At 54.7% G+C, this 19,684-nt stretch carries 17 protein-coding genes, 1 pseudogene and 1 other annotated feature; of the genes and pseudogenes, 10 read left to right on the top strand and 8 right to left on the bottom strand.

The window, feature by feature from the left end:
• Positions 1–237 precede the first annotated feature (237 nt).
• Positions 238–2,835 carry a type I DNA topoisomerase gene (gene topA, locus SERS4_RS0114285; protein WP_012145384.1) on the bottom strand — a complete coding sequence of 866 codons (2,598 nt, stop codon included), beginning with the start codon at positions 2,833–2,835 and terminating at the stop codon, positions 238–240.
• Positions 2,836–3,261: 426 nt separating this feature from the next.
• Between topA and SERS4_RS0114290 the strand changes: the two genes are divergently transcribed.
• Complete coding sequence (locus tag SERS4_RS0114290) at positions 3,262–3,513, top strand: YciN family protein (protein WP_012145385.1); 252 nt, start codon at positions 3,262–3,264, stop codon at positions 3,511–3,513.
• A gap of 45 nt (positions 3,514–3,558) precedes the next feature.
• Here SERS4_RS0114290 and sohB read toward each other — a convergent pair whose 3' ends face one another.
• Entirely contained in the window at positions 3,559–4,605 is a 1,047-nt protein-coding gene (gene sohB / locus SERS4_RS0114295) for a protease SohB (RefSeq protein ID WP_012145386.1), read from the bottom strand.
• A gap of 360 nt (positions 4,606–4,965) precedes the next feature.
• Between sohB and SERS4_RS0114300 the strand changes: the two genes are divergently transcribed.
• Positions 4,966–5,727 carry a YciK family oxidoreductase gene (locus SERS4_RS0114300; RefSeq protein ID WP_017893024.1) on the top strand — a complete coding sequence of 254 codons (762 nt, stop codon included), beginning with the start codon at positions 4,966–4,968 and terminating at the stop codon, positions 5,725–5,727.
• Positions 5,728–5,740: 13 nt separating this feature from the next.
• Positions 5,741–6,331, top strand: a complete 591-nt coding sequence (gene cobO / locus SERS4_RS0114305; protein WP_017893025.1) for a cob(I)yrinic acid a,c-diamide adenosyltransferase — start codon at positions 5,741–5,743, stop codon at positions 6,329–6,331.
• A 43-nt stretch (positions 6,332–6,374) separates the two neighbouring features.
• Here cobO and rluB read toward each other — a convergent pair whose 3' ends face one another.
• From rluB to SERS4_RS0114330, 5 genes are all read right to left on the bottom strand, one after another.
• Positions 6,375–7,286 carry a 23S rRNA pseudouridine(2605) synthase RluB gene (gene rluB, locus SERS4_RS0114310; protein WP_017893026.1) on the bottom strand — a complete coding sequence of 304 codons (912 nt, stop codon included), beginning with the start codon at positions 7,284–7,286 and terminating at the stop codon, positions 6,375–6,377.
• Between the two features lie 150 nt (positions 7,287–7,436).
• On the bottom strand, positions 7,437–8,234 hold the full coding sequence (locus SERS4_RS0114315) for an alpha/beta fold hydrolase (protein WP_017893027.1): 798 nt from the start codon (positions 8,232–8,234) through the stop codon (positions 7,437–7,439).
• 149 nt (positions 8,235–8,383) lie between these two features.
• A complete protein-coding gene (locus SERS4_RS0114320; RefSeq protein WP_012145391.1) occupies positions 8,384–8,743 on the bottom strand; it encodes a Rap1a/Tai family immunity protein in 360 nt (119 codons plus the stop codon).
• A 115-nt stretch (positions 8,744–8,858) separates the two neighbouring features.
• Positions 8,859–9,479, bottom strand: coding sequence for an L-threonylcarbamoyladenylate synthase (locus tag SERS4_RS0114325; protein ID WP_012145392.1), 621 nt, complete (start codon positions 9,477–9,479; stop codon positions 8,859–8,861).
• A gap of 48 nt (positions 9,480–9,527) precedes the next feature.
• Positions 9,528–10,415, bottom strand: a complete 888-nt coding sequence (locus tag SERS4_RS0114330) for a PHP domain-containing protein (protein ID WP_017893028.1) — start codon at positions 10,413–10,415, stop codon at positions 9,528–9,530.
• 243 nt (positions 10,416–10,658) lie between these two features.
• Positions 10,659–10,762, top strand: a sequence feature (Trp leader region).
• Between the two features lie 25 nt (positions 10,763–10,787).
• On the opposite strand from SERS4_RS0114330, the gene SERS4_RS0114335 reads away from it, so the two are divergent.
• The 6 genes and pseudogenes from SERS4_RS0114335 (at position 10,788) to SERS4_RS0114365 (ending at position 17,871) form a co-directional block, all read left to right on the top strand.
• Positions 10,788–12,350: an anthranilate synthase component 1 gene (locus tag SERS4_RS0114335; protein WP_017893029.1), complete on the top strand. Its 1,563-nt coding sequence runs from the start codon at positions 10,788–10,790 to the stop codon at positions 12,348–12,350.
• Positions 12,350–13,945 (top strand): annotated as a pseudogene (gene trpD, locus SERS4_RS27340) (bifunctional anthranilate synthase glutamate amidotransferase component TrpG/anthranilate phosphoribosyltransferase TrpD). Before SERS4_RS0114335 ends, trpD begins: the two are co-directional and overlap by 1 nt.
• A 3-nt stretch (positions 13,946–13,948) precedes the next feature.
• Positions 13,949–15,310: a bifunctional indole-3-glycerol-phosphate synthase TrpC/phosphoribosylanthranilate isomerase TrpF gene (gene trpCF, locus SERS4_RS0114350; protein ID WP_026142397.1), complete on the top strand. Its 1,362-nt coding sequence runs from the start codon at positions 13,949–13,951 to the stop codon at positions 15,308–15,310.
• A gap of 28 nt (positions 15,311–15,338) precedes the next feature.
• Complete coding sequence (trpB, locus tag SERS4_RS0114355; protein WP_172491194.1) at positions 15,339–16,532, top strand: tryptophan synthase subunit beta; 1,194 nt, start codon at positions 15,339–15,341, stop codon at positions 16,530–16,532.
• Positions 16,532–17,338 (top strand): tryptophan synthase subunit alpha, encoded by an 807-nt coding sequence (gene trpA, locus SERS4_RS0114360; RefSeq protein ID WP_017893032.1) that lies wholly within the window; start codon positions 16,532–16,534, stop codon positions 17,336–17,338. The genes trpB and trpA overlap by 1 nt, the downstream gene beginning before the upstream one ends.
• A 218-nt stretch (positions 17,339–17,556) precedes the next feature.
• Complete coding sequence (locus SERS4_RS0114365; protein ID WP_012145400.1) at positions 17,557–17,871, top strand: BON domain-containing protein; 315 nt, start codon at positions 17,557–17,559, stop codon at positions 17,869–17,871.
• 47 nt (positions 17,872–17,918) lie between these two features.
• Here SERS4_RS0114365 and ompW read toward each other — a convergent pair whose 3' ends face one another.
• Positions 17,919–18,563: an outer membrane protein OmpW gene (gene ompW / locus SERS4_RS0114370; protein ID WP_017893033.1), complete on the bottom strand. Its 645-nt coding sequence runs from the start codon at positions 18,561–18,563 to the stop codon at positions 17,919–17,921.
• A 355-nt stretch (positions 18,564–18,918) separates the two neighbouring features.
• On the opposite strand from ompW, the gene SERS4_RS0114375 reads away from it, so the two are divergent.
• Entirely contained in the window at positions 18,919–19,671 is a 753-nt protein-coding gene (locus tag SERS4_RS0114375) for a YciC family protein (protein WP_012145402.1), read from the top strand.
• Positions 19,672–19,684 lie beyond the last annotated feature (13 nt).

Raw genomic sequence — 19,684 nt, forward strand, 5'->3', positions numbered from 1 at the left:
CCGTTGTTAATAAGCTTTAATCATAAAAAAACTTTTTATATAACCACTATATCACGCTACAGCTTCAAGTATAGATCCACGTCACACTGTGGTAACGATTATTTTGCATTGCGATCAAGGTGAAACCCTGGCCCCAGGAGGAAAAAAACAGCCAAGGATAGATCCGTTAGCCCTCTTTGGCCAATAAAAAAACCAGCCACATGGGCTGGTTTTTAATGTTGCATTCAGGCTGCAAATTTATTTTTTGCCTTCAACCCATTTGCCATCGATGTAGAAAGCAGACCAACCAGTGGCTTTGCCGTCTTTCTCTGCAGAGACGTACTGCTGCTTGGTCTTGCGGCTGAAACGCACCAGCGTTTTGTTGCCTTCCGCATCGGCCACCGGCGCATCCGCCAGATAGCGCAGTTTTTCAGGCAGACGGTCCTTGAAGCGGGCCAACTCTTCCACCAACGGCGCACGGGTTTCGCGCGATTTAGGGAAGGTATTGGCCGCCAGGAACACACCGGCAGCGCCGTCACGCAGAACAAAGTAAGCGTCCGACTTTTCGCATGGCAGTTCCGGCAATGGAACCGGATCTTCCTTCGGCGGTGCAACATCACCATTACGCAGGATCTTACGGGTATTTTTGCAGCTCTCGTTGGTGCAACCCATGTACTTGCCAAAGCGCCCCATTTTCAGGTGCATTTCAGAACCACACTTATCACACTCAACCACAGGGCCGTCGTACCCTTTCAGGCGGAACTCACCCTCTTCGATCTCATAGCCGTCACACGCCGGATTGTTACCGCAAACGTGCAGCTTGCGCTGGTTATCGATCAGGTAGCTGTCCATCGCCGTGCCGCATTTCTGGCAGCGACGGCGGGCACGCAACGCGTTGGTTTCCGCGTCATCCCCTTCGAGAATGTTGAGCACTTCCGTTTCCGGCACCAGGTTAATGGTGGTTTTACAACGTTCCTTCGGCGGCAATGCATAGCCGGAGCAACCCAGGAAAACGCCGGTACTGGCAGTACGGATACCCATCTTGCGACCGCAGGTTGGGCAATCGATACTGGTCATCACCATCTGATTCGGGCGCATGCCGCCTTCTTCCGGCTCTTTCTCCGCCGTTTCCAGCTGTTCGCTGAACTCGGCAAAGAACTCATCCAGCACCGCTTTCCACTCGGCCTGGTTGTTGGCTACCTGGTCAAGACCGTTTTCCATACGTGCGGTGAAGTCATAGTTCATCAGCTCGCGGAAGTTTTCTTCCAAACGGTCGGTAACGATCTCACCCATTTTTTCAGCGTAGAAACGGCGGCTTTCGACTCGCACATAACCACGATCCTGAATAGTGGAAATGATCGAAGCGTAGGTTGAAGGACGCCCGATACCCCGTTTTTCCAACTCTTTTACCAATGACGCTTCGCTATAACGCGCTGGCGGTTTGGTAAAGTGCTGGCTTGGGATCAGTTTCTGCAGTTCCAGATCGCTGCCTACTTCAACATACGGCAAGGTGCGGTCTTCATCACCCTTACGCAGAGCAGGCATCACTTTGGTCCAGCCATCGAAACGCAGCGTACGGCCTTTGGCGCGCAGTTGGTAATCAGCGGCCTTCACCGACAGCGTGGTGGAGTCGTACTGCGCCGGTGTCATCTGACAGGCCACAAACTGGCGCCAAATCAGCTGATACAGTTTTTGCGCATCCGCTTCCATATCTTTCAACTGCTCGGCCAGCACGTTGACATCCGACGGACGGATGGCTTCGTGTGCTTCCTGCGAGTTTTCTTTGCTGCTGTACTGGTTCGGCGCTTTCGGCAGGTACTTGTCGCCAAAATTGTCACCGATGTAACCCCGCACCATCTCGAGCGCATCCTGGCTCAGGTTGGTGGAGTCGGTACGCATATAGGTGATGTGACCGGCTTCATACAAGCGCTGAGCCATCATCATGGTTTTCTTCACGCCAAAGCTCAGACGGGTACTGGCCGCCTGCTGCAACGTAGAAGTAATATAAGGTGCGCCCGGCTTGCTACTGGTCGGTTTGTCTTCGCGATCCAGCACCGTATAACGGGCTTTTTCCAGCACGTTGAGTGCGGCGTGAGTCTGCTCACGGTTAACCGGTTTGAAGGGTTTGTCGTGGGCATGGGTCACTTCCATCTGCAGCGCGGTATCACCCTTCGCCAACAGATCGGCGTGCAACTCCCAGTATTCTTCCGGCACGAAGGCTTTGATGTCGCGCTCACGCTCCACCACCAGTCGAACCGCAACGGATTGCACTCGCCCAGCGGACAGGCCACGGGCAATTTTTTTCCACAGCAGTGGCGAAACCATGTAACCCACTACGCGGTCCATAAAGCGACGCGCCTGCTGTGCGTTGACACGGTCAATATTCAGTTCGCCGGGCTGTTTGAACGCGTTTTGGATCGCGTTCTTGGTAATTTCGTTAAACACCACGCGGCTAAAGCGTTTGTCGTCACCACCGATAACTTCCCGCAGGTGCCAGGCAATGGCTTCCCCTTCGCGGTCAAGGTCGGTTGCGAGATAAATGTGGTCGGCGTTTTCCGCTAACGACTTTAACTCGGCGACAACTTTTTCTTTACCCGGCAGGATTTCGTAATGCGCTTTCCAGCCATGGTAAGGATCGACGCCCATACGATTTACCAGCGCCGTCGTTGGATCTTTTTTAACTTTCTTCTTGGCTTTGTCTTCGGTTGAGTCAGCGCTCTTTTTGCTGGCTGAGCCACTGGTCGGCAAATCACGGATATGACCGACGCTGGACTTCACCACGTAGTCATTACCTAAATATTTATTAATAGTTTTGGCTTTTGCCGGGGACTCAACTATTACGAGAGCTTTACCCATATTTACCTTTACCTAATTTTATTTCTTCTAAAAAGAAGTCTTTTATCTCGCCTTGCCGCAGCGATTCGTATCTCTTTTTTATATTGCGGCAGTCTGGCAAGAGATCAACATGTTTTTTTCTATTGGCTGCTTAACTGCTCAACCTGAACGCAAGTTGTTGATCCTGGCCGCTATTCACCCATGCCCCAGAGGTATGGCTGTGTGAAACTCATTTATGGCGTAAACAAAACCTTCCACCCGACGCCGCAAAATCCCACACTGTACCTGATAAAAAGCGTCACGCAACCTAATTAGCACGGAAAGGCAGATTTCGCCAATCGGCAGATAGTGCTGGCCATCCAGACGGCAAATAAACCTTAGTCTGTTTGCGGATAAATGCGAACTGGCGTTAGAATATGTTCAGAATTTTTCATTGGAGTGTAATAAATGCGCGCTGAAACCTCACCTATTGCCCGTGAAGCCCTGCTGGAAGAAGCAAATAATCTAATTCGTCAGCATGATGATTATCTGCAAGGTATGGTTGCCACCGATGTTGAACAAAAAGGCAGCGTTTTAGTTTTCCGCGGCGAATTCTTTTTGGATCCGGACGGATTGCCAACAATAAAAACTACCGCAGTATTTAATATGTTTAAACACTTGGCCCACGTGTTTTCTGATAAATATCATTTAGTCGACTAAGCATTAAAAAGGGGCCCTGGCCCCTTTGATGTTTAATTCTGCGGTTTAAAGCAGTGGCTTTTCACCACGCTGCCACCAGCGTAACAGCAGACGATCGACACTTTCTGCCGCACTGCCGGTAAAACGGTCCATCATGCGTTTGCGACGTGCATAGCGCACCCCGACCACCTCGTGATTCTCCATTTCAGCGATCAGTAAATCGTCACTGGTGCCAATAGCGTCAATCAGCCCTTTCTCTTTCGCCTGAGTGCCGAACCAATGTTCACCGGTCGCCACGCTGTCGATATCCAGCGATGGACGTTGCTGATGCACAAACTGTTTAAACAGCTCATGGGTGTCGTTCAGATCTTCACGGAATTTCTCACGCCCCTGCTCGGTATTTTCACCAAACAGCGTCAGCGTGCGTTTGAACTCGCCGGCGGTGTGCAGCTCTACATCAATATCATTCTTTTTCAGCAGGCGGTGGAAGTTGGGGATTTGCGCCACGACACCAATTGAGCCGATGATGGCAAAGGGAGCCGCAACAATGCGATCCGCCACGCAGGCCATCATATAGCCCCCGCTGGCCGCCACTTTGTCTACCGCTACCGTCAGGCGAATACCGCCGGTGCGCAAACGTGCCAGTTGCGATGACGCCAGGCCGTAACCGTGTACCACCCCACCCGGGCTTTCCAACCGCAGCAACACTTCGTCTTGCGGCGTCGCCACCGCCAGCACCGCCGAGATTTCTTCACGCAGTGAGGTCACCTCATGGGCATCCATGCTGCCTTTGAAATCCAGCACGTACAGACAAGGCTTGGTGGCTTCAACCGCACCGGCTTTAGCGCGTTGTTTCTTCAGTTTATCATCGGCCTTGGTCTGTTTTTTAAACTGCTTGTTCCAGGCCTTTTGTTCCGCATCACCCATGCGCGCCAGGCGCATATCACGCTGCATGTCGCGATATTGTTCACCGAGGTCAGTCAGCTGCAGTTCCCCTTTCTGGCGGTTCTTACGTTGCCCCAGGCTGACCGCCAGCAACGCCAGCGCGGCGATGGCAATCACTACCGTCGCGACTTTGGCCAAAAACAGGCCGTAAACAGATATAAACTCCACAGATTCCGCCTTTATTAACAGGTTGTTAGTACTATCTCATTCATTCTAGCCAACCGACGCAGTGGCTGTCGCGGCTAAATAAAAATTCCTTGTGCTACCTCTTTACTATGTGGGCGCATTTTGGCTTAACCAAGCCGCTGCTGTTCCGTTTTTGTTACAAAAGAATGCCGATTCTGCTGCCTAATCATTGAAAATACGATCCATTTAAGGCATATAACACGGATTATTCATCAACATGATGATCCAAATTCGCTGCGGGGCCTTGCATGCGGTCGAGCCTTAGCTCCTGTCATGGCCTCTCAACCCACCCCTCTCCCCGATGCAAGCGGGAGACCAGCCGCCAAGGCGCGAGGAATTATTGTGCATTACCAACCTAAACAAGATTTGCTGGAAAAACGTATTATTTTGGTCACCGGCGCCGGTGATGGTATCGGTCGCGAAGCGGCACTCACTTACGCAAAATTTGGTGCGCAACTGGTGCTGTTAGGCCGTACCGAAAGCAAACTGCAGGCGGTGCAAGCCGAAATCGCCAGGCTCAGCAGTGCGCCAACCTACATCATCACCCTGGATCTGCTGCATACCACTCAGGAACAATGCCAACAGGTGGCCGATGAATTGGCTACCCATGTCCCGCGCCTCGACGGCGTGCTGCATAATGCCGGGCTACTCGGCGATATCGCCCCGATGGCCGAGCTGTCGATGGAGATGTGGAACGAGGTGATGCAGGTGAATGTCAACGCGACCTTTATGCTCACCCAGGCGCTGTTGCCGCTGCTATTGAAATCCAATGCCGGATCGCTGGTCTTTACCAGCTCCAGCGTTGGCCGTAGCGGGCGGGCTAACTGGGGTGCCTATGCGGTGTCCAAGTTTGCCACCGAAGGCATGATGCAGGTGTTGGCCGATGAATATAAAAGTCGCAATCTTCGGGTAAATTGCATCAATCCTGGTGGAACACGCACTCAAATGCGCGCAACGGCTTTTCCGCATGAAGACAAAAGCAAGCTGAAAACTCCGGCTGATATTATGCCGCTTTACCTCTACCTGATGGGTGATGACAGCCGCCGTAAAACCGGCATGAGCTTCGACGCCCAGCCAAACCGTAAACCCGGCGCCGCCGAATAAAAGGGGTTTTACCATGGCTGAAGATCGCCACCAACAACGTCAGCAACGTCTGAAAGAACAGGTCGATGCCCGTATCGCTGCGGCTCAGGACGCACGGGGTTTGCTGCTGGTATTCACCGGTAACGGCAAGGGCAAGACCACCGCCGCATTTGGCACCGTTACTCGCGCCATCGGCCACGGCATGAAAGCCGCCGTTATTCAGTTTATTAAGGGTGAATGGCCGAACGGGGAAAAAAACCTGTTGCAGCAACATGGCGTTGAATTTCAGGTGATGGCTACCGGTTTTACCTGGGAAACCCAGGATAAAGCCAGCGATACCGCAGCCTGTCAGGCCGTATGGCAACACGGCAAGCGCATGCTGGCCGACAGCAGCCTGGATCTGGTGCTGCTGGACGAACTGACCTATATGGTCAGCTACGGCTATCTTGAGCTGGAGGAGCTGCTGGTGGCGTTACGACAGCGCCCTGCGCACCAAACGGTGATTATCACCGGGCGGGGATGCCATCGCGATCTGTTGGAACTGGCGGATACGGTCACGGAGATGCGGCCGGTGAAACACGCGTTCGACGCAGGTATCAAGGCGCAACAGGGAATTGACTGGTAACAGAAAGAAAACGCCGCAGCCCGAAGAAGCTGCGGCGTGATGATTAACTGCGCTTGCTAGGTTTGTTGCCGGGCTTACTGCCAGGCTTGCTGCCCGCAGTGCTGCGGCGACCGCTGCCGGCAACCTGGGTATGGCGCTTGACGGCACGGCGGATCTGATTGGCTTTCACGCGACGACGCTCCCGCTCAATCGGCATCTTGCTAACGGTTTCCGGCTTCAATTCAACCAGTTCACGCAGATAGTTAATCGCCGGCAAATCCAGTTCAGTCCAGCCACCACGCGGCAGGCCTTTCGGCAGATCGATATCGCCGTAGCGTACGCGGATCAGGCGACTAACCTGAACGCCAACCGCTTCCCAAAGACGACGAACTTCACGGTTACGCCCTTCGGTCAGAGTTACGTTGTACCACTGATTGATGCCTTCGCCACCCTGGAAGCTGATGGTGCGGAAAGCGGCCGGGCCGTCTTCCAGTTGAACGCCCTTGCTCAGTTGCTTGATTTTTTCGTCATCAATCTGACCAAATACACGCACCGCATATTCACGCTCAACTTCACGGCTTGGGTGCATCAGGCGATTCGCCAGCTCACCGTCGGTGGTGAACAGCAGCAAACCTGAGGTATTGACGTCCAGACGCCCTACCGCCACCCAGCGTGAGCCACGCAGCTTAGGCAGGCGATCAAACACCGTCGGGCGGCCTTCAGGATCGCTACGGGTGCAAAGTTCACCTTCCGGCTTGTAATACGCCAGCACACGGCAAACTTCTTCCTCGGATTCTTTAATTGAGACAACGTGGCCATCCAAACGGATTTTCATTGAAGCGGTGACTTCAACACGATCACCCAATTTGGCGATTTTACCGTCGACGCTGACGCGGCCGGCTTCAATAATGGTTTCGATTTCACGACGCGAGCCATGGCCGGCGCGCGCTAAAACTTTCTGTAACTTCTCGCTCATTGAGCAACCTCTAGTGTCGCCTTCACAGGCGTCGGGGGGATGACTGCCGCGGCGTCGGGCGCCACAGCAGTAACAATACGTTTACATAGATCGAACCGCGCATTATACAGGCTTTCAATGGGGTTGAAACCCACTTTATTGCCCGGTCGATTAATTACCGAGGAAATTGACGACCTCCCGATACACCGCATCCGGCCGTTCCAGAATACCGAGATGAGTACGCGCCTGTTCCAGTCGTACAACCGAGAAAAAAGGATGCTCAGCGGCAAATGTCTGTTGTTGCCGCAGGTAATCGGCATCACGATCAAGAGAGTAAATATGCCGACAAGCCGGGGGTGAGCTTAATTCACGCAGTCGGTTAAGCGGCGAACGGTATTGCCGATAGGCTTGTTCAATCGCCACGCCGGCCGCCTGCCAGACACGAAAATCTTCCCGTGCCATTTCAACGGTCAAATGATGTTTAACCTGCGGTTGCTCAATGCCACCTTGCCAGAAGTTAAACAAAGCATCGCGCGCCGCCAGCCATTTTTCTGGCCATTGCATTTGTTGCACCGAATCGAAAAATTCCGCTTCGGGCGGTGTCATTATCCAATCGAGAAACACCATGCCTTGCGTCTTCTGTGGCAGGCTTTCGGCCAGCGCCACCGCAATCCAACTGGCGTGCGCGACAGACAGGGTCACAAATCGCTCCACCTGCAGCGCCAGTAACAGTTGGCGCAGATCCGCCAGCAAATCGTCGGCGCTCAGCGACAGCCCGCCATCGCGGGCTGACAGGCCGTGGCCGCGCCAGTCGAGACTAATCACCCGGTATTGTTGTTCCGCCAAAGCGGTGAAAGGGGCAAAAACGGTTTTCGGCTCACACCAACCGGGCAGTAATACCAGCGTCAGCGGACCTGAGCCGGAATCTTGATAATCGAGGGAAAGAGTACCATGGCGAAACGCTGTCATTTTGTCTCCTGAACGTCATATTCCCCCATCGGTTAGGGGTGTTGTGCGTTAGCGGTAAAATGACAGCGTTTATCGATTTCATCGATTGGAAATGGTGCTAAATAATCGGCTTCGCACCTAATGAAAAAATACGCACTAAACGAACAGTTTTAATGCCGTTCGCAAGGGTAAGCGGCGGTTAACGCCAGCATAATCACCGAAGGTGCTGAGTAGTGCAGTTGTTCCGGGTGTTCATTTAAATACTGCATGACTGCATCTGATGCCATGCCAACGCTCATACCGGCATCCGGGCAAATATTGCGGTTGCCTTGCATCGAAAAGGTATCGAATACCCCAGCCACATAGCCCATAAACAACCCGCCATCGAGCGCTTCGGCAACGGTGGCTGCCCCGTCTTTATTTTTCACATAACCGCTGGTCTCAGACAGCAAGGCGCTGCCAGAATAAAAACCCGCGCTGGCCGCAGAGGAAAACAATATGGCCGCTAAAAGAGAAACACACTTAATCATCGCTACGCATCCTGCCTGATTATCAATTTTTGATGATTGTAGAATAGCGGCTTTAACGATAAATGACGTCGTTTCAGCCACTTTTCAGAAAATGAGCAAAAATTCCGGCAATAACTTAGCGGAAAGGCGCTGGGTCGCCCGCGCCCTCACGCACCACTTCTGGCGCGGATTCGGTCAGATCGATGACGGTGGTTGGCTGCTGGCCCAGGAAACCGCCGTGGATCACCAGATCCACCTGCTTACCCAGATGATCACTGATCTCTTCCGGATCGGATTCGGCAAAATCATTGCCCGGTAGCATCAACGTGGTCGACATCATCGGCTCGTTTAAGACTTCCAGTAACGCCAACGCAATCGGGTTCGACGGCACGCGCAAACCTATGGTTTTACGTTTGTCGTTCATCAAACGACGCGGCACTTCCTTGGTCGCTTTCAGAATGAAAGTGTAGTTGCCGGGTGTGTTGTTCTTGATCAGTCGGAACGCGGTATTGTCGACATAAGCGTAAGTCGACAGCTCGGACAGGTCGCGACACATCAGCGTAAAGTTATGATTGCCGTCCAATTGACGGATGCGGCAGATACGTTCCATTGCCGACTTCTCTTCCAGCTTGCAACCCAGCGCGTAACCGGAATCGGTGGGATAGACGATCACCCCGCCCTTACGCAGCACATCCACCGCCTGGTTGATCAGTCGCGGTTGCGGATTGTCTGGATGAATATAAAAAAGCTGACTCATGACTTGCTCCTAAAAATGATGCACGCGGGCGGCGTCGCCCACGTTAAATCAATCGACCTTGGCCAGTTGTGGCTGCGGCCAGTCACGCCACACGGGTTCAACACCGCCGGGTAACCACAGTTTGCGACCCAGTTCGATCCACGAACAGGGTTGATGGAAATCAGAACCCTGCGACGCCAGTAATTGATATTCCTGCGCATACTTTGCCAGTTGCGAACGCTCATGCGGTGCCTGCTGACACTGCGCAACCTCCATGGCATCACCGCCATGTTCCGCAAAGTGCGCCAACAACCGCTTCAGCCATTTGGCCGTCAGGTCATAACGACCCGGGTGAGCTATCACCGCCTGGCCACCAGATTGATGAATCACATCAATGGCTTGTTCTATTGTACACCACTGGGGCGGAACGTAACCGGTTTTGCCTTTGGCCAGGTATTTCTTGAACACCTGAGCCATATTATCGGCCATGCCGATCTGCACCAGATAACGGGCAAAGTGGCCACGGGTCACCGCACCACCGTCCGCCAGCTTTTGCGCACCTTCAAAAGCACCGTCGATACGCGCTTTAGCCAGCCGTATACCTATTTCCTGAGCGCGCAGGTTACGGCGTTCGGTCTGTTCGGCCAACAGTTGCACCATCGCCGGGTGCTCGGTCTCTATCCCGAGACCCACGATATGAATCTCGTGATTTTCCCACAGCGTGGAGATCTCGACGCCATTAACCAACTGCAACGGCAGCGACAATTCAGCAATGCTGGCGGCCGCTGCGGCCAGGCCGGAAGTGGTGTCATGATCGGTAATCGCCAAAACGCCTACCCGCATTTCAACCGCGCGCTGCACCAACTGCGCCGGCGTCAAATAACCGTCAGAGGCGGTGGTGTGGCTGTGTAAGTCGTAGAGAGTAAAGGCGGAGGGCTGGGGGTTGCTGTCTGTCAAAAGGAATATCCGGCAATGGCTTGGCCTTCTATCATACCCGCGATCGCCCGCCGGACGGAAATCTATTCTGGGTCACATCCCTTTCCTCTTGATGAAAATAATTCACGCCTGGCGCTAAAACATTGTGCGAAAAGAGGGTTGACTTTATTCCTGCGAACCAGTTAACTAGTACACAAGTTCAGGGCAGTTCCCTGGTTGGATGATAAACAAGAGAGCATAGAAATGAATAAGCAAACTTCTCTTCTTCGTTGGTGGCGTCACTCCCTTTTTCGGGCGGAGTAATCACGCATACCTGTCATCTGACACTGCAGATTCCCTAAGCCCGCTGGTAACGCGGGCTTTTTTATGGACAAATTTTAACTGGAACCACCAATGATGAACATCAAACCACAACTCAAATTACTGAAGGCGGAGGCCAGTTACCGGGGCGATCCGACCACCATTTTCCACCAGCTGTGCGGCGCTCGTCCGGCCACCCTGCTGTTGGAATCGGCTGAAATCAACAGCAAGCAAAACCTGCAAAGCCTGTTGGTGATCGACAGCGCTCTGCGCATCACCGCACTGGGCCGCACCGTGACGCTGCATGCGCTGACCGCCAACGGCGCGGCGATGCTGCCGCTGCTGGATGAGGCCCTGCCGGCAGAAGTCCAGAACCAGGTGCGTCCTAATGGACGTGAACTGACTTTCCCGGTGATTGATGCGATTCAGGATGAAGATGCCCGCCTGCGTTCGCTGTCGGTGTTTGATGCACTGCGCACCCTGCTGACACTGGTTGACTCCCCGGCTGACGAACGTGAAGCGGTGATGCTCGGCGGACTCTTTGCCTACGACTTGGTCGCCGGGTTCGAAGACCTGCCGCCGCTGCGTCAGGAAAACCGCTGCCCGGACTTCTGCTTCTATCTGGCGGAGACCCTGCTGGTGCTGGATCATCAGCGCGGCGTTGCCCGTCTGCAGGCCAGCGTTTTCACGGCCGATACCGCGGAAGAACAGCGCTTGCAACAGCGCCTGGAGCAGTTGCAGCTGCAATTGAAACAGACCCCACAGCCGATCCCGCACCAGAAGCTGGAAGACATGCAACTGAGCTGTAACCAGACCGATGAAGAATACGGTGCGGTTGTCAGCGAATTGCAACAGGCCATCCGTCAGGGCGAAATCTTCCAGGTGGTGCCGTCACGCCGTTTCTCACTGCCGTGCCCGGCCCCGTTGGCCGCTTACCAGACGCTGAAAGACAACAACCCAAGCCCGTATATGTTCTTCATGCAGGATGACGAGTTCACCCTGTTCGGTGCTTCGCCGGAAAGCGCGCTGAAATACGACGCCAGCAACCGCCAGATCGAGATCTACCCGATTGCCGGTACCCGCCCGCGTGGTCGTCGCGCCGACGGTTCTCTGGATCTGGATCTCGACAGTCGTATCGAACTGGAAATGCGGACCGATCATAAAGAACTGGCCGAGCATCTGATGCTGGTCGATCTGGCACGTAACGATCTGGCGCGCATCTGTCAGGCCGGTAGCCGCTATGTGGCCGACCTGACCAAAGTGGACCGCTACTCATTCGTCATGCACCTGGTTTCCCGGGTGATCGGCACCCTGCGCGCCGACCTCGACGTACTGCACGCTTATCAGGCCTGTATGAACATGGGCACCCTGAGCGGCGCCCCCAAAGTGCGCGCCATGCAGTTAATCGCCGCCTCTGAAGGCACCCGTCGCGGCAGCTACGGCGGTGCGGTCGGTTATTTCACCGCCACCGGCGATTTGGATACCTGTATTGTCATCCGCTCCGCGTATGTTGAAGACGGCATTGCTACCGTGCAAGCCGGTGCCGGTGTGGTGCTGGATTCTGTTCCTCAGGCGGAAGCCGATGAGACCCGTAATAAGGCACGTGCCGTGCTGCGTGCCATTGCCAGCGCGCACCAGGCCAAGGAGGTGTTCTGATGGCCGATATCTTACTGCTCGATAACGTCGATTCCTTTACCTACAACCTGGTCGATCAGCTGCGCGCCAGCGGTCATCAGGTAGTGATTTACCGTAACCAGATTTCTGCCGACGTGATTATCGAACGCCTGCAGCAGATGGAACAACCGGTGCTGATGCTGTCTCCGGGTCCGGGTACCCCGTCCGAGGCCGGCTGCATGCCGGAGCTGTTGCAGCGCCTGCGCGGCCAGTTGCCTATTATCGGTATTTGCCTGGGACATCAGGCGATTGTCGAAGCCTACGGTGGCCACGTCGGCCAGGCCGGTGAGATCTTGCACGGCAAGGCCTCGGCAATCAGTCATGACGGCGAAGGCATGTTTGCCGGTATGGCGAACCCGCTGCCGGTAGCACGCTACCACTCACTGGTTGGCAGCAATATCCCGACCGAACTCACCGTTAACGCCCATTTTAACGAGATGGTGATGGCAGTCCGTAATGACCAGCATCGCGTATGCGGTTTCCAGTTCCATCCGGAATCGATCCTGACCACCCATGGCGCGCGTTTGCTTGAGCAGACTCTGGCCTGGGCGCTGGCGAAATAACGAGGGGAAACGACGATGCAAACTATTCTTGAAAAACTGTACCGTTCAGAGTCGATGAACCAGCAGGAGAGCCAGCAGTTATTCAGCGCCATCGTGCGCGGTGAACTGGAGCCAAGCCAACTGGCCGCCGCACTGATCAGCATGAAGATCCGCGGCGAACACCCGGAAGAGATCGCCGGTGCAGCCAAGGCATTGCTGGCCGATGCCCTGCCGTTCCCGCGCCCGGACTACCCGTTTGCCGATATCGTCGGCACCGGGGGTGACGGCACCAACAGTATTAATATCTCCACCGCCAGCGCCTTTGTGGCGGCGGCGTGCGGCGCCAAAGTAGCCAAACACGGCAACCGTAGCGTTTCCAGCCGGTCGGGTTCATCGGATCTGCTGGCAGCATTTGGTATTCGCCTGGATTTACCGGCAGACGAAGCGCGTAAGGCGCTAGACGAACTGGGCGTGTGCTTCCTGTTCGCCCCGCAGTACCACACCGGATTCCGCCATGCGATGCCGGTACGCCAGCAGTTGAAAACCCGCACGGTGTTCAACGTGCTCGGCCCGTTGATCAACCCGGCACGCCCACCGCTGGCGCTGATCGGCGTTTACAGCCCGGAACTGGTGCTGCCGATTGCCGAAACCCTGCGCGTGCTCGGTTATCAACGGGCAGCCGTGGTGCACGGCGGCGGTATGGACGAAGTGGCGATCCATGCAACGACCCACGTGGCCGAACTGAATAACGGCGAAATTGAAAGCTATCAGTTGACGCCACAGTCCTTCGGGCTGCAAAGCTATCCGCTGGAAGCCCTGCTGGGCGGCTCGCCGGAAGAAAATCGTGACATTCTGGCAAGGTTGTTACAAGGTAAAGGTGACCCGGCGCACGCCGCTGCGGTAGCCGCTAATGTGGCGCTGCTGCTGAAGTTATTCGGGCATGAAGACCTGCGCCAAAATGCGCAGCAGGCACTGGACATGATTCACAGCGGGCAGGCTTACGAGCGTGTCACCGCACTGGCAGCAAGAGGATAAATGATGCAGGAAACCGTGCTCAACAAGATTGTTCGTGACAAAGCGCAATGGGTCGCGGCACGACAGCAACAACAGCCACTGGCCAGTTTTCAAAATGAAATCGTCCCAAGCGAACGCGGTTTTTACCACGCGTTAGAGGGAGCCAGAACGGCGTTTATTCTTGAATGTAAAAAGGCATCCCCTTCCAAAGGGTTGATCCGCGAAAACTTCGATCCGGTAGAAATAGCTTCGGTCTACAAAGATTTTGCCTCGGCAATTTCGGTGCTGACAGACGAAAAATACTTCCAGGGCAGCTTCGATTTTCTGCCGTTGGTCAGCAAAACGGTGACACAGCCGGTGCTGTGCAAAGATTTCATTATTGACCCGTATCAGATCTATCTGGCGCGCTTCTATCAGGCCGATGCCATCTTGCTGATGCTGTCGGTGGTTAACGACGAGCAATACCGCCAGTTAGCCGCAGTGGCCCATAGCCTGAACATGGGTGTACTGACCGAAGTGATCAGCGAAGAAGAGCTGCAACGGGCCATTGCTCTGGAAGCGCGCGTGGTGGGCATCAATAACCGGGACCTGCGCGACCTGAGTATCGATCTGGATCGCACCCGTCAGTTGGCACCACGCGTGCCACACGGCGTGACGGTGATCAGCGAGTCCGGCATCAACAATTACGGTCAGATCCGCGAATTGAGCCACTTTGCCAACGGTTTCCTGATTGGCAGCGCATTAATGTCGGAAACTGACCTGCGCGCAGCCGTTCGCCGGGTGATACTGGGCGACAATAAAGTCTGCGGGCTGACCCGTCCACAGGATGCTGCCGCGGCTTATCAGGCCGGTGCCGTCTACGGTGGTTTGATTTTTGTCGGGCGCTCGCCGCGCTATGTTGATATCAATCGTGCCCGCGAAGTGATTGCCGGTGCACCGCTAAAATACGTCGGCGTGTTCTGTGACGCGCAGGTAGAGACGGTAGTACAGACCGTCGAGCGCCTGGGCCTGAAAGCGGTGCAACTGCACGGCGCTGAAGATCAAACCTATATCACCGCCTTGCGTGCCGAACTGCCGGCCGACTGCCAAATTTGGAAAGCGCTGAGCGTAAAAGACCATTTGCCAAAGCGCGATTTGCTGCACGTTGACCGCTATCTGCTGGATAACGGTGCGGGTGGTACCGGGCAGCGTTTCGACTGGTCGGTGCTGCATGGCGAAAACCTGGAGAACGTGATGCTGGCCGGTGGCCTGGGCGCGGATAACTGTGTTGACGCGGCCAAACTTGGCTGTGCCGGTCTGGACTTTAACTCCGGCGTTGAGAGCCAGCCCGGCATTAAGGATCCTGCCCGCCTCGCGGCGGTGTTCCAGACCCTGCGCGCTTACTGAAGATCATTAACGGATAATAACGGGAACTATAATGACGCTGCTTAACCCCTACTTCGGCGAATTTGGTGGCCAATATGTGCCGCAGATTCTGATGCCGGCCCTAAAACAACTGGAAGAAGCCTTTGTCAGCGCCCAGCGCGACCCAGAGTTCCAGGCTGAATTTATCGATCTGCTGAAAAACTACGCCGGCCGCCCAACGGCACTGACGCTGTGCAGAAACCTCACTGCCGGTACCAAAACCAAGCTGTACCTGAAGCGTGAAGACTTGCTGCACGGCGGTGCGCACAAAACCAACCAGGTGTTGGGTCAGGCATTGTTGGCCAAACGCATGGGTAAAACCGAAATCATTGCCGAAACCGGTGCCGGTCAGCATGGCGTTGCCTCGGCCCTGGCCTGTGCCTTGCTCGGTCTGAAATGCCGCATCTATATGGGTGCCAAAGATATTGAACGCCAGTCGCCTAACGTATTCCGCATGCGCCTGATGGGTGCGGAAGTGATCCCGGTACACAGCGGTTCTTCTACGCTGAAAGACGCCTGTAATGAAGCGCTGCGTGACTGGTCCGGCAGCTACGAAACCGCCCACTATATGTTGGGTACCGCTGCCGGCCCACACCCGTACCCTACTATCGTGCGTGAATTCCAACGCATGATCGGTGAAGAAACCAAAGCGCAGATGCTGGAACGCGAAGGCCGCCTGCCGGATGCGGTGCTGGCCTGCGTGGGTGGCGGCTCCAACGCCATCGGCATGTTTGCCGACTTTATCGATGATACCAGCGTAGGGCTGATCGGCGTTGAGCCTGCCGGTCTGGGTATCGAAACCGGCCAACACGGTGCGCCGTTGAAACACGGTCACGTTGGTATCTATTTCGGCATGAAAGCGCCGATGATGCAGACTTCCGAAGGCCAGATTGAAGAGTCCTACTCCATTTCCGCCGGGTTGGACTTCCCTTCCGTTGGGCCGCAGCACGCCTATCTGAACAGCATCGGTCGCGCCGAATATGTGTCGATTACCGATGACGAAGCGCTGGACGCATTCAAGGCGCTGTCGCGTAGCGAAGGGATTATCCCGGCGCTGGAGTCTTCCCACGCCCTGGCGCATGCGCTGAAAATGATCCGTGAAACACCGCAAAAGGAACAGATCCTGGTGGTTAACCTGTCCGGCCGCGGCGACAAAGACATATTTACCGTTCACGACATTCTGAAAGCACGGGGAGAAATCTGATGGAACGTTACCAGCAACTGTTCGACCGCCTGGCAAGCAACAAGGAAGGCGCCTTCGTCCCGTTCGTGACCCTCGGCGATCCTAACCCGGCATTGTCATTGCAAATCATCGATACCCTGGTTGAAGCCGGTGCCGACGCGCTGGAGTTGGGTATCCCGTTCTCCGACCCACTGGCTGACGGCCCAACCATTCAAAGTGCGGCGCTGCGCGCATTCGCCTCTGGCGTCACGCCGACTCAGTGTTTCGAAATGCTGGCTGCCATCCGCCAGAAACACCCCAGCATTCCGATCGGCCTGCTGATGTATGCCAACCTGGTGTTCCATAAAGGTATCGATGCGTTTTACCAAAGCTGTGCCGAAGTGGGCGTAGACTCGGTGCTGATTGCCGACGTGCCGTATGAAGAGTCCGCGCCTTTCCGTGCCGCCGCTATCCGCCATGGCATCGCGCCGATCTTTATCTGCCCGCCCAATGCAGACGACGATTTGCTGCGTGAAATCTCCTCACATGGCCGGGGCTACACCTACCTGCTGTCGCGTGCAGGCGTAACCGGAACCGAAAGCCGTGCCCAGTTGCCACTGCATCATCTGGTGAACAAACTGCGTGAATACCATGCAGCACCACCGCTGCAAGGCTTTGGTATCTCTGAGCCGGCCCAGGTACGTGATGCGCTGCAGGCCGGGGCTGCGGGGGCGATATCCGGTTCGGCGATCGTCAAGATTATCGAACAAAACCATACGCAACCGGCCGAAATGCTGGCGCGACTGGCGACCTTCGTTAGTGAAATGAAAGCCGCAACCCGGGCATAATTGGCCAGCAACGGGCGCAGAGGATCTGTGCCCGTTGTTAACATATTGTTTCTCTTAAAAGTTGTGCTATTTTTTACAGCCTGGATTTGAACAAACCCAATTCTTGTCTCACAATTAACCTTGCGCGTTGGGCATTTCTTTATTTGGGGGAATGCGCTATGTTTTCAGGTGAATACCCAAATGTAGTTTCAACAATAACATTGCATGGAGAGTAATTTATGAAGCTATTTAAAACCCTTTCGGTCTTATGCATGGCAGCCGTTGTGGCATTCGCAGTGAGTGCCTGCGCGCCAACAGCGAAATCTGAAGGGACTGGCGGTTATATTGACGATACGGTAGTGACGACCAAGGTGAAGTCAGCGCTGCTGGCGGATAAAACCATCAAATCTACCGAAATCAGCGTCGAGACCTTTAAAGGTCGTGTGCAACTGAGCGGCTTTGTCAGCTCAAGCGCCGATGCCAACCGTGCGGTACAGGTGACTCGTGGCGTAGCGGGTGTGAAATCCGTTGAGAACGTCATGAACATCAAGTAGTAAAAGTAAAACGGAGGCGCTGCATGCGCCTCCCTGTTTCACCCCTGTCAGAAGCGATACCCTGCCCCGAACATAAACACCCACGGATCCAAACGCGTATCAATGCTGTGATGGTTACCGTCCGCATCGTCAAAGCGAGCTTTGGTTTCGATGTTCATCCACCACACTGACATGTTCAGCATCCAGTGTTCATCCAGGTTGTAATCCAGACCGGCTTGCGCGGCTACGCCCCAGGAGTCTTTCAAACTCAGGTTGCTCAGCCCGGCACTTTTACCGTTATCGTTGAATTTTTCATCGAAGAAGGTGGTGTAGTTAACGCCCAGCCCCAGGTACGGACGCAGTTTGTCCTGTTTGTCGCCAAAATAGTATTGCGCCATCAGGGTCGGGGGCAAATCGTGTACCGTCGCGATGTTGCCGTTCACCGCGCCACCATTCAGCCCTACCTTGTGGCGAAACGGCGTTGCGGCCAGCAGTTCGACGCCAATATTGTCCGTTACCATATAGCCGAAGGTCAGACCAAGCTGGGTATTATTGTCGGCACTGAATGAGCCTTGCCCCAACACGTCGTCCGATCCGGCATTTGGCCGCACAGTAGCAGCGCCTGCGCGGAACAGAAAATCGCCTGCCTGATGCGCACTTGCCAACATAGGGGCCATCATTGCCGCCAATACCACCAGAGTTGTCTTTTTCATTATCCATTCCATTTGTGTGGTTATCATCCAGGGGGAATATACCTACTTACGGGTATTTATGATCCCATCGAGATCACATCTTATGTGTAAAAGTTTTAATTCCTACTAAAAACAAGGTTACCTAAGAGGCTAATAAATCAAGGATTGATCTGAATCAAAAAACGCCTTTTGTTGCAAATTATCTACATGTTCAGTTGCCAGGGCGCGGCATGAAAGACGACGGGGAATGTCGATGAGGCTGATTGCAGAAGAAATCGTCACAGTGCACTTCGCGGGGTGCCACAGCGGCCTGGAACAGGGTACAATCGCCCACTGATTTTGATTTATCTCTGTTTCTCGATGCCAAGGAGTCTGCATGCCTATCACGGCCAACACGTTGTACCGTGACAGTTTTAATTTTTTCCGTAACCAACTGACCAGTATTCTGATGCTGGCGCTGTTGACCGCGTTCATTTCTGTGCTGCTCAATCAGGCTTTCAGCCCTGACGTCGAGCAGTTGAAGATCCTGAGCGCAACGGAAGGTGACTTTGCTGCATCCGCCGGTATGGGGATCCAGGAAATCATTCAACAAATGACGCCTGAGCAACAGATGGTGTTATTGAAGGTTTCAGCCGCCGCCACTTTTTCCGCCTTAGTGGGCAACGTGTTGCTGGTTGGCGGGATGCTGACATTGATTCGTCTGGTTTCTCAGGGGCAGCGTATCAGCGCACTGCGCGCTATCGGTGCTTCCGCGCCGGAACTGCCGCGTTTGCTGCTGCTGCTGTTCATCTGCACGCTGTTGATCCAGCTGGGTCTGACGCTGTTTGTGGTGCCGGGCGTGATCATGGCGATCGCCTTCTCGCTGGCGCCGGTGATTACGGCTACCGACAAGAAAGGCGTTTTCGCCTCGATTAAGCTGAGTTGCAAGTTGGCGTTCGCCAATGCGCGGGTGATTGTTCCGGCGATGATGCTGTGGCTGGCAGCCAAGCTGCTGGTGCTGTTTATGGTGAGCCACCTTTCGGTGCTGACTCCGAACGTCGCCAGCGTAGTGCTGACCGCCCTGAGCAACCTGGTTTCGGCCCTGTTGCTGATTTACCTGTTCCGTCTGTATATGCTGCTGCGCAGCTAATCTTGCGGTAGAA

Source organism: Serratia sp. S4 (genome assembly GCF_000347995.1).
Taxonomy (GTDB): domain Bacteria; phylum Pseudomonadota; class Gammaproteobacteria; order Enterobacterales; family Enterobacteriaceae; genus Serratia; species Serratia quinivorans.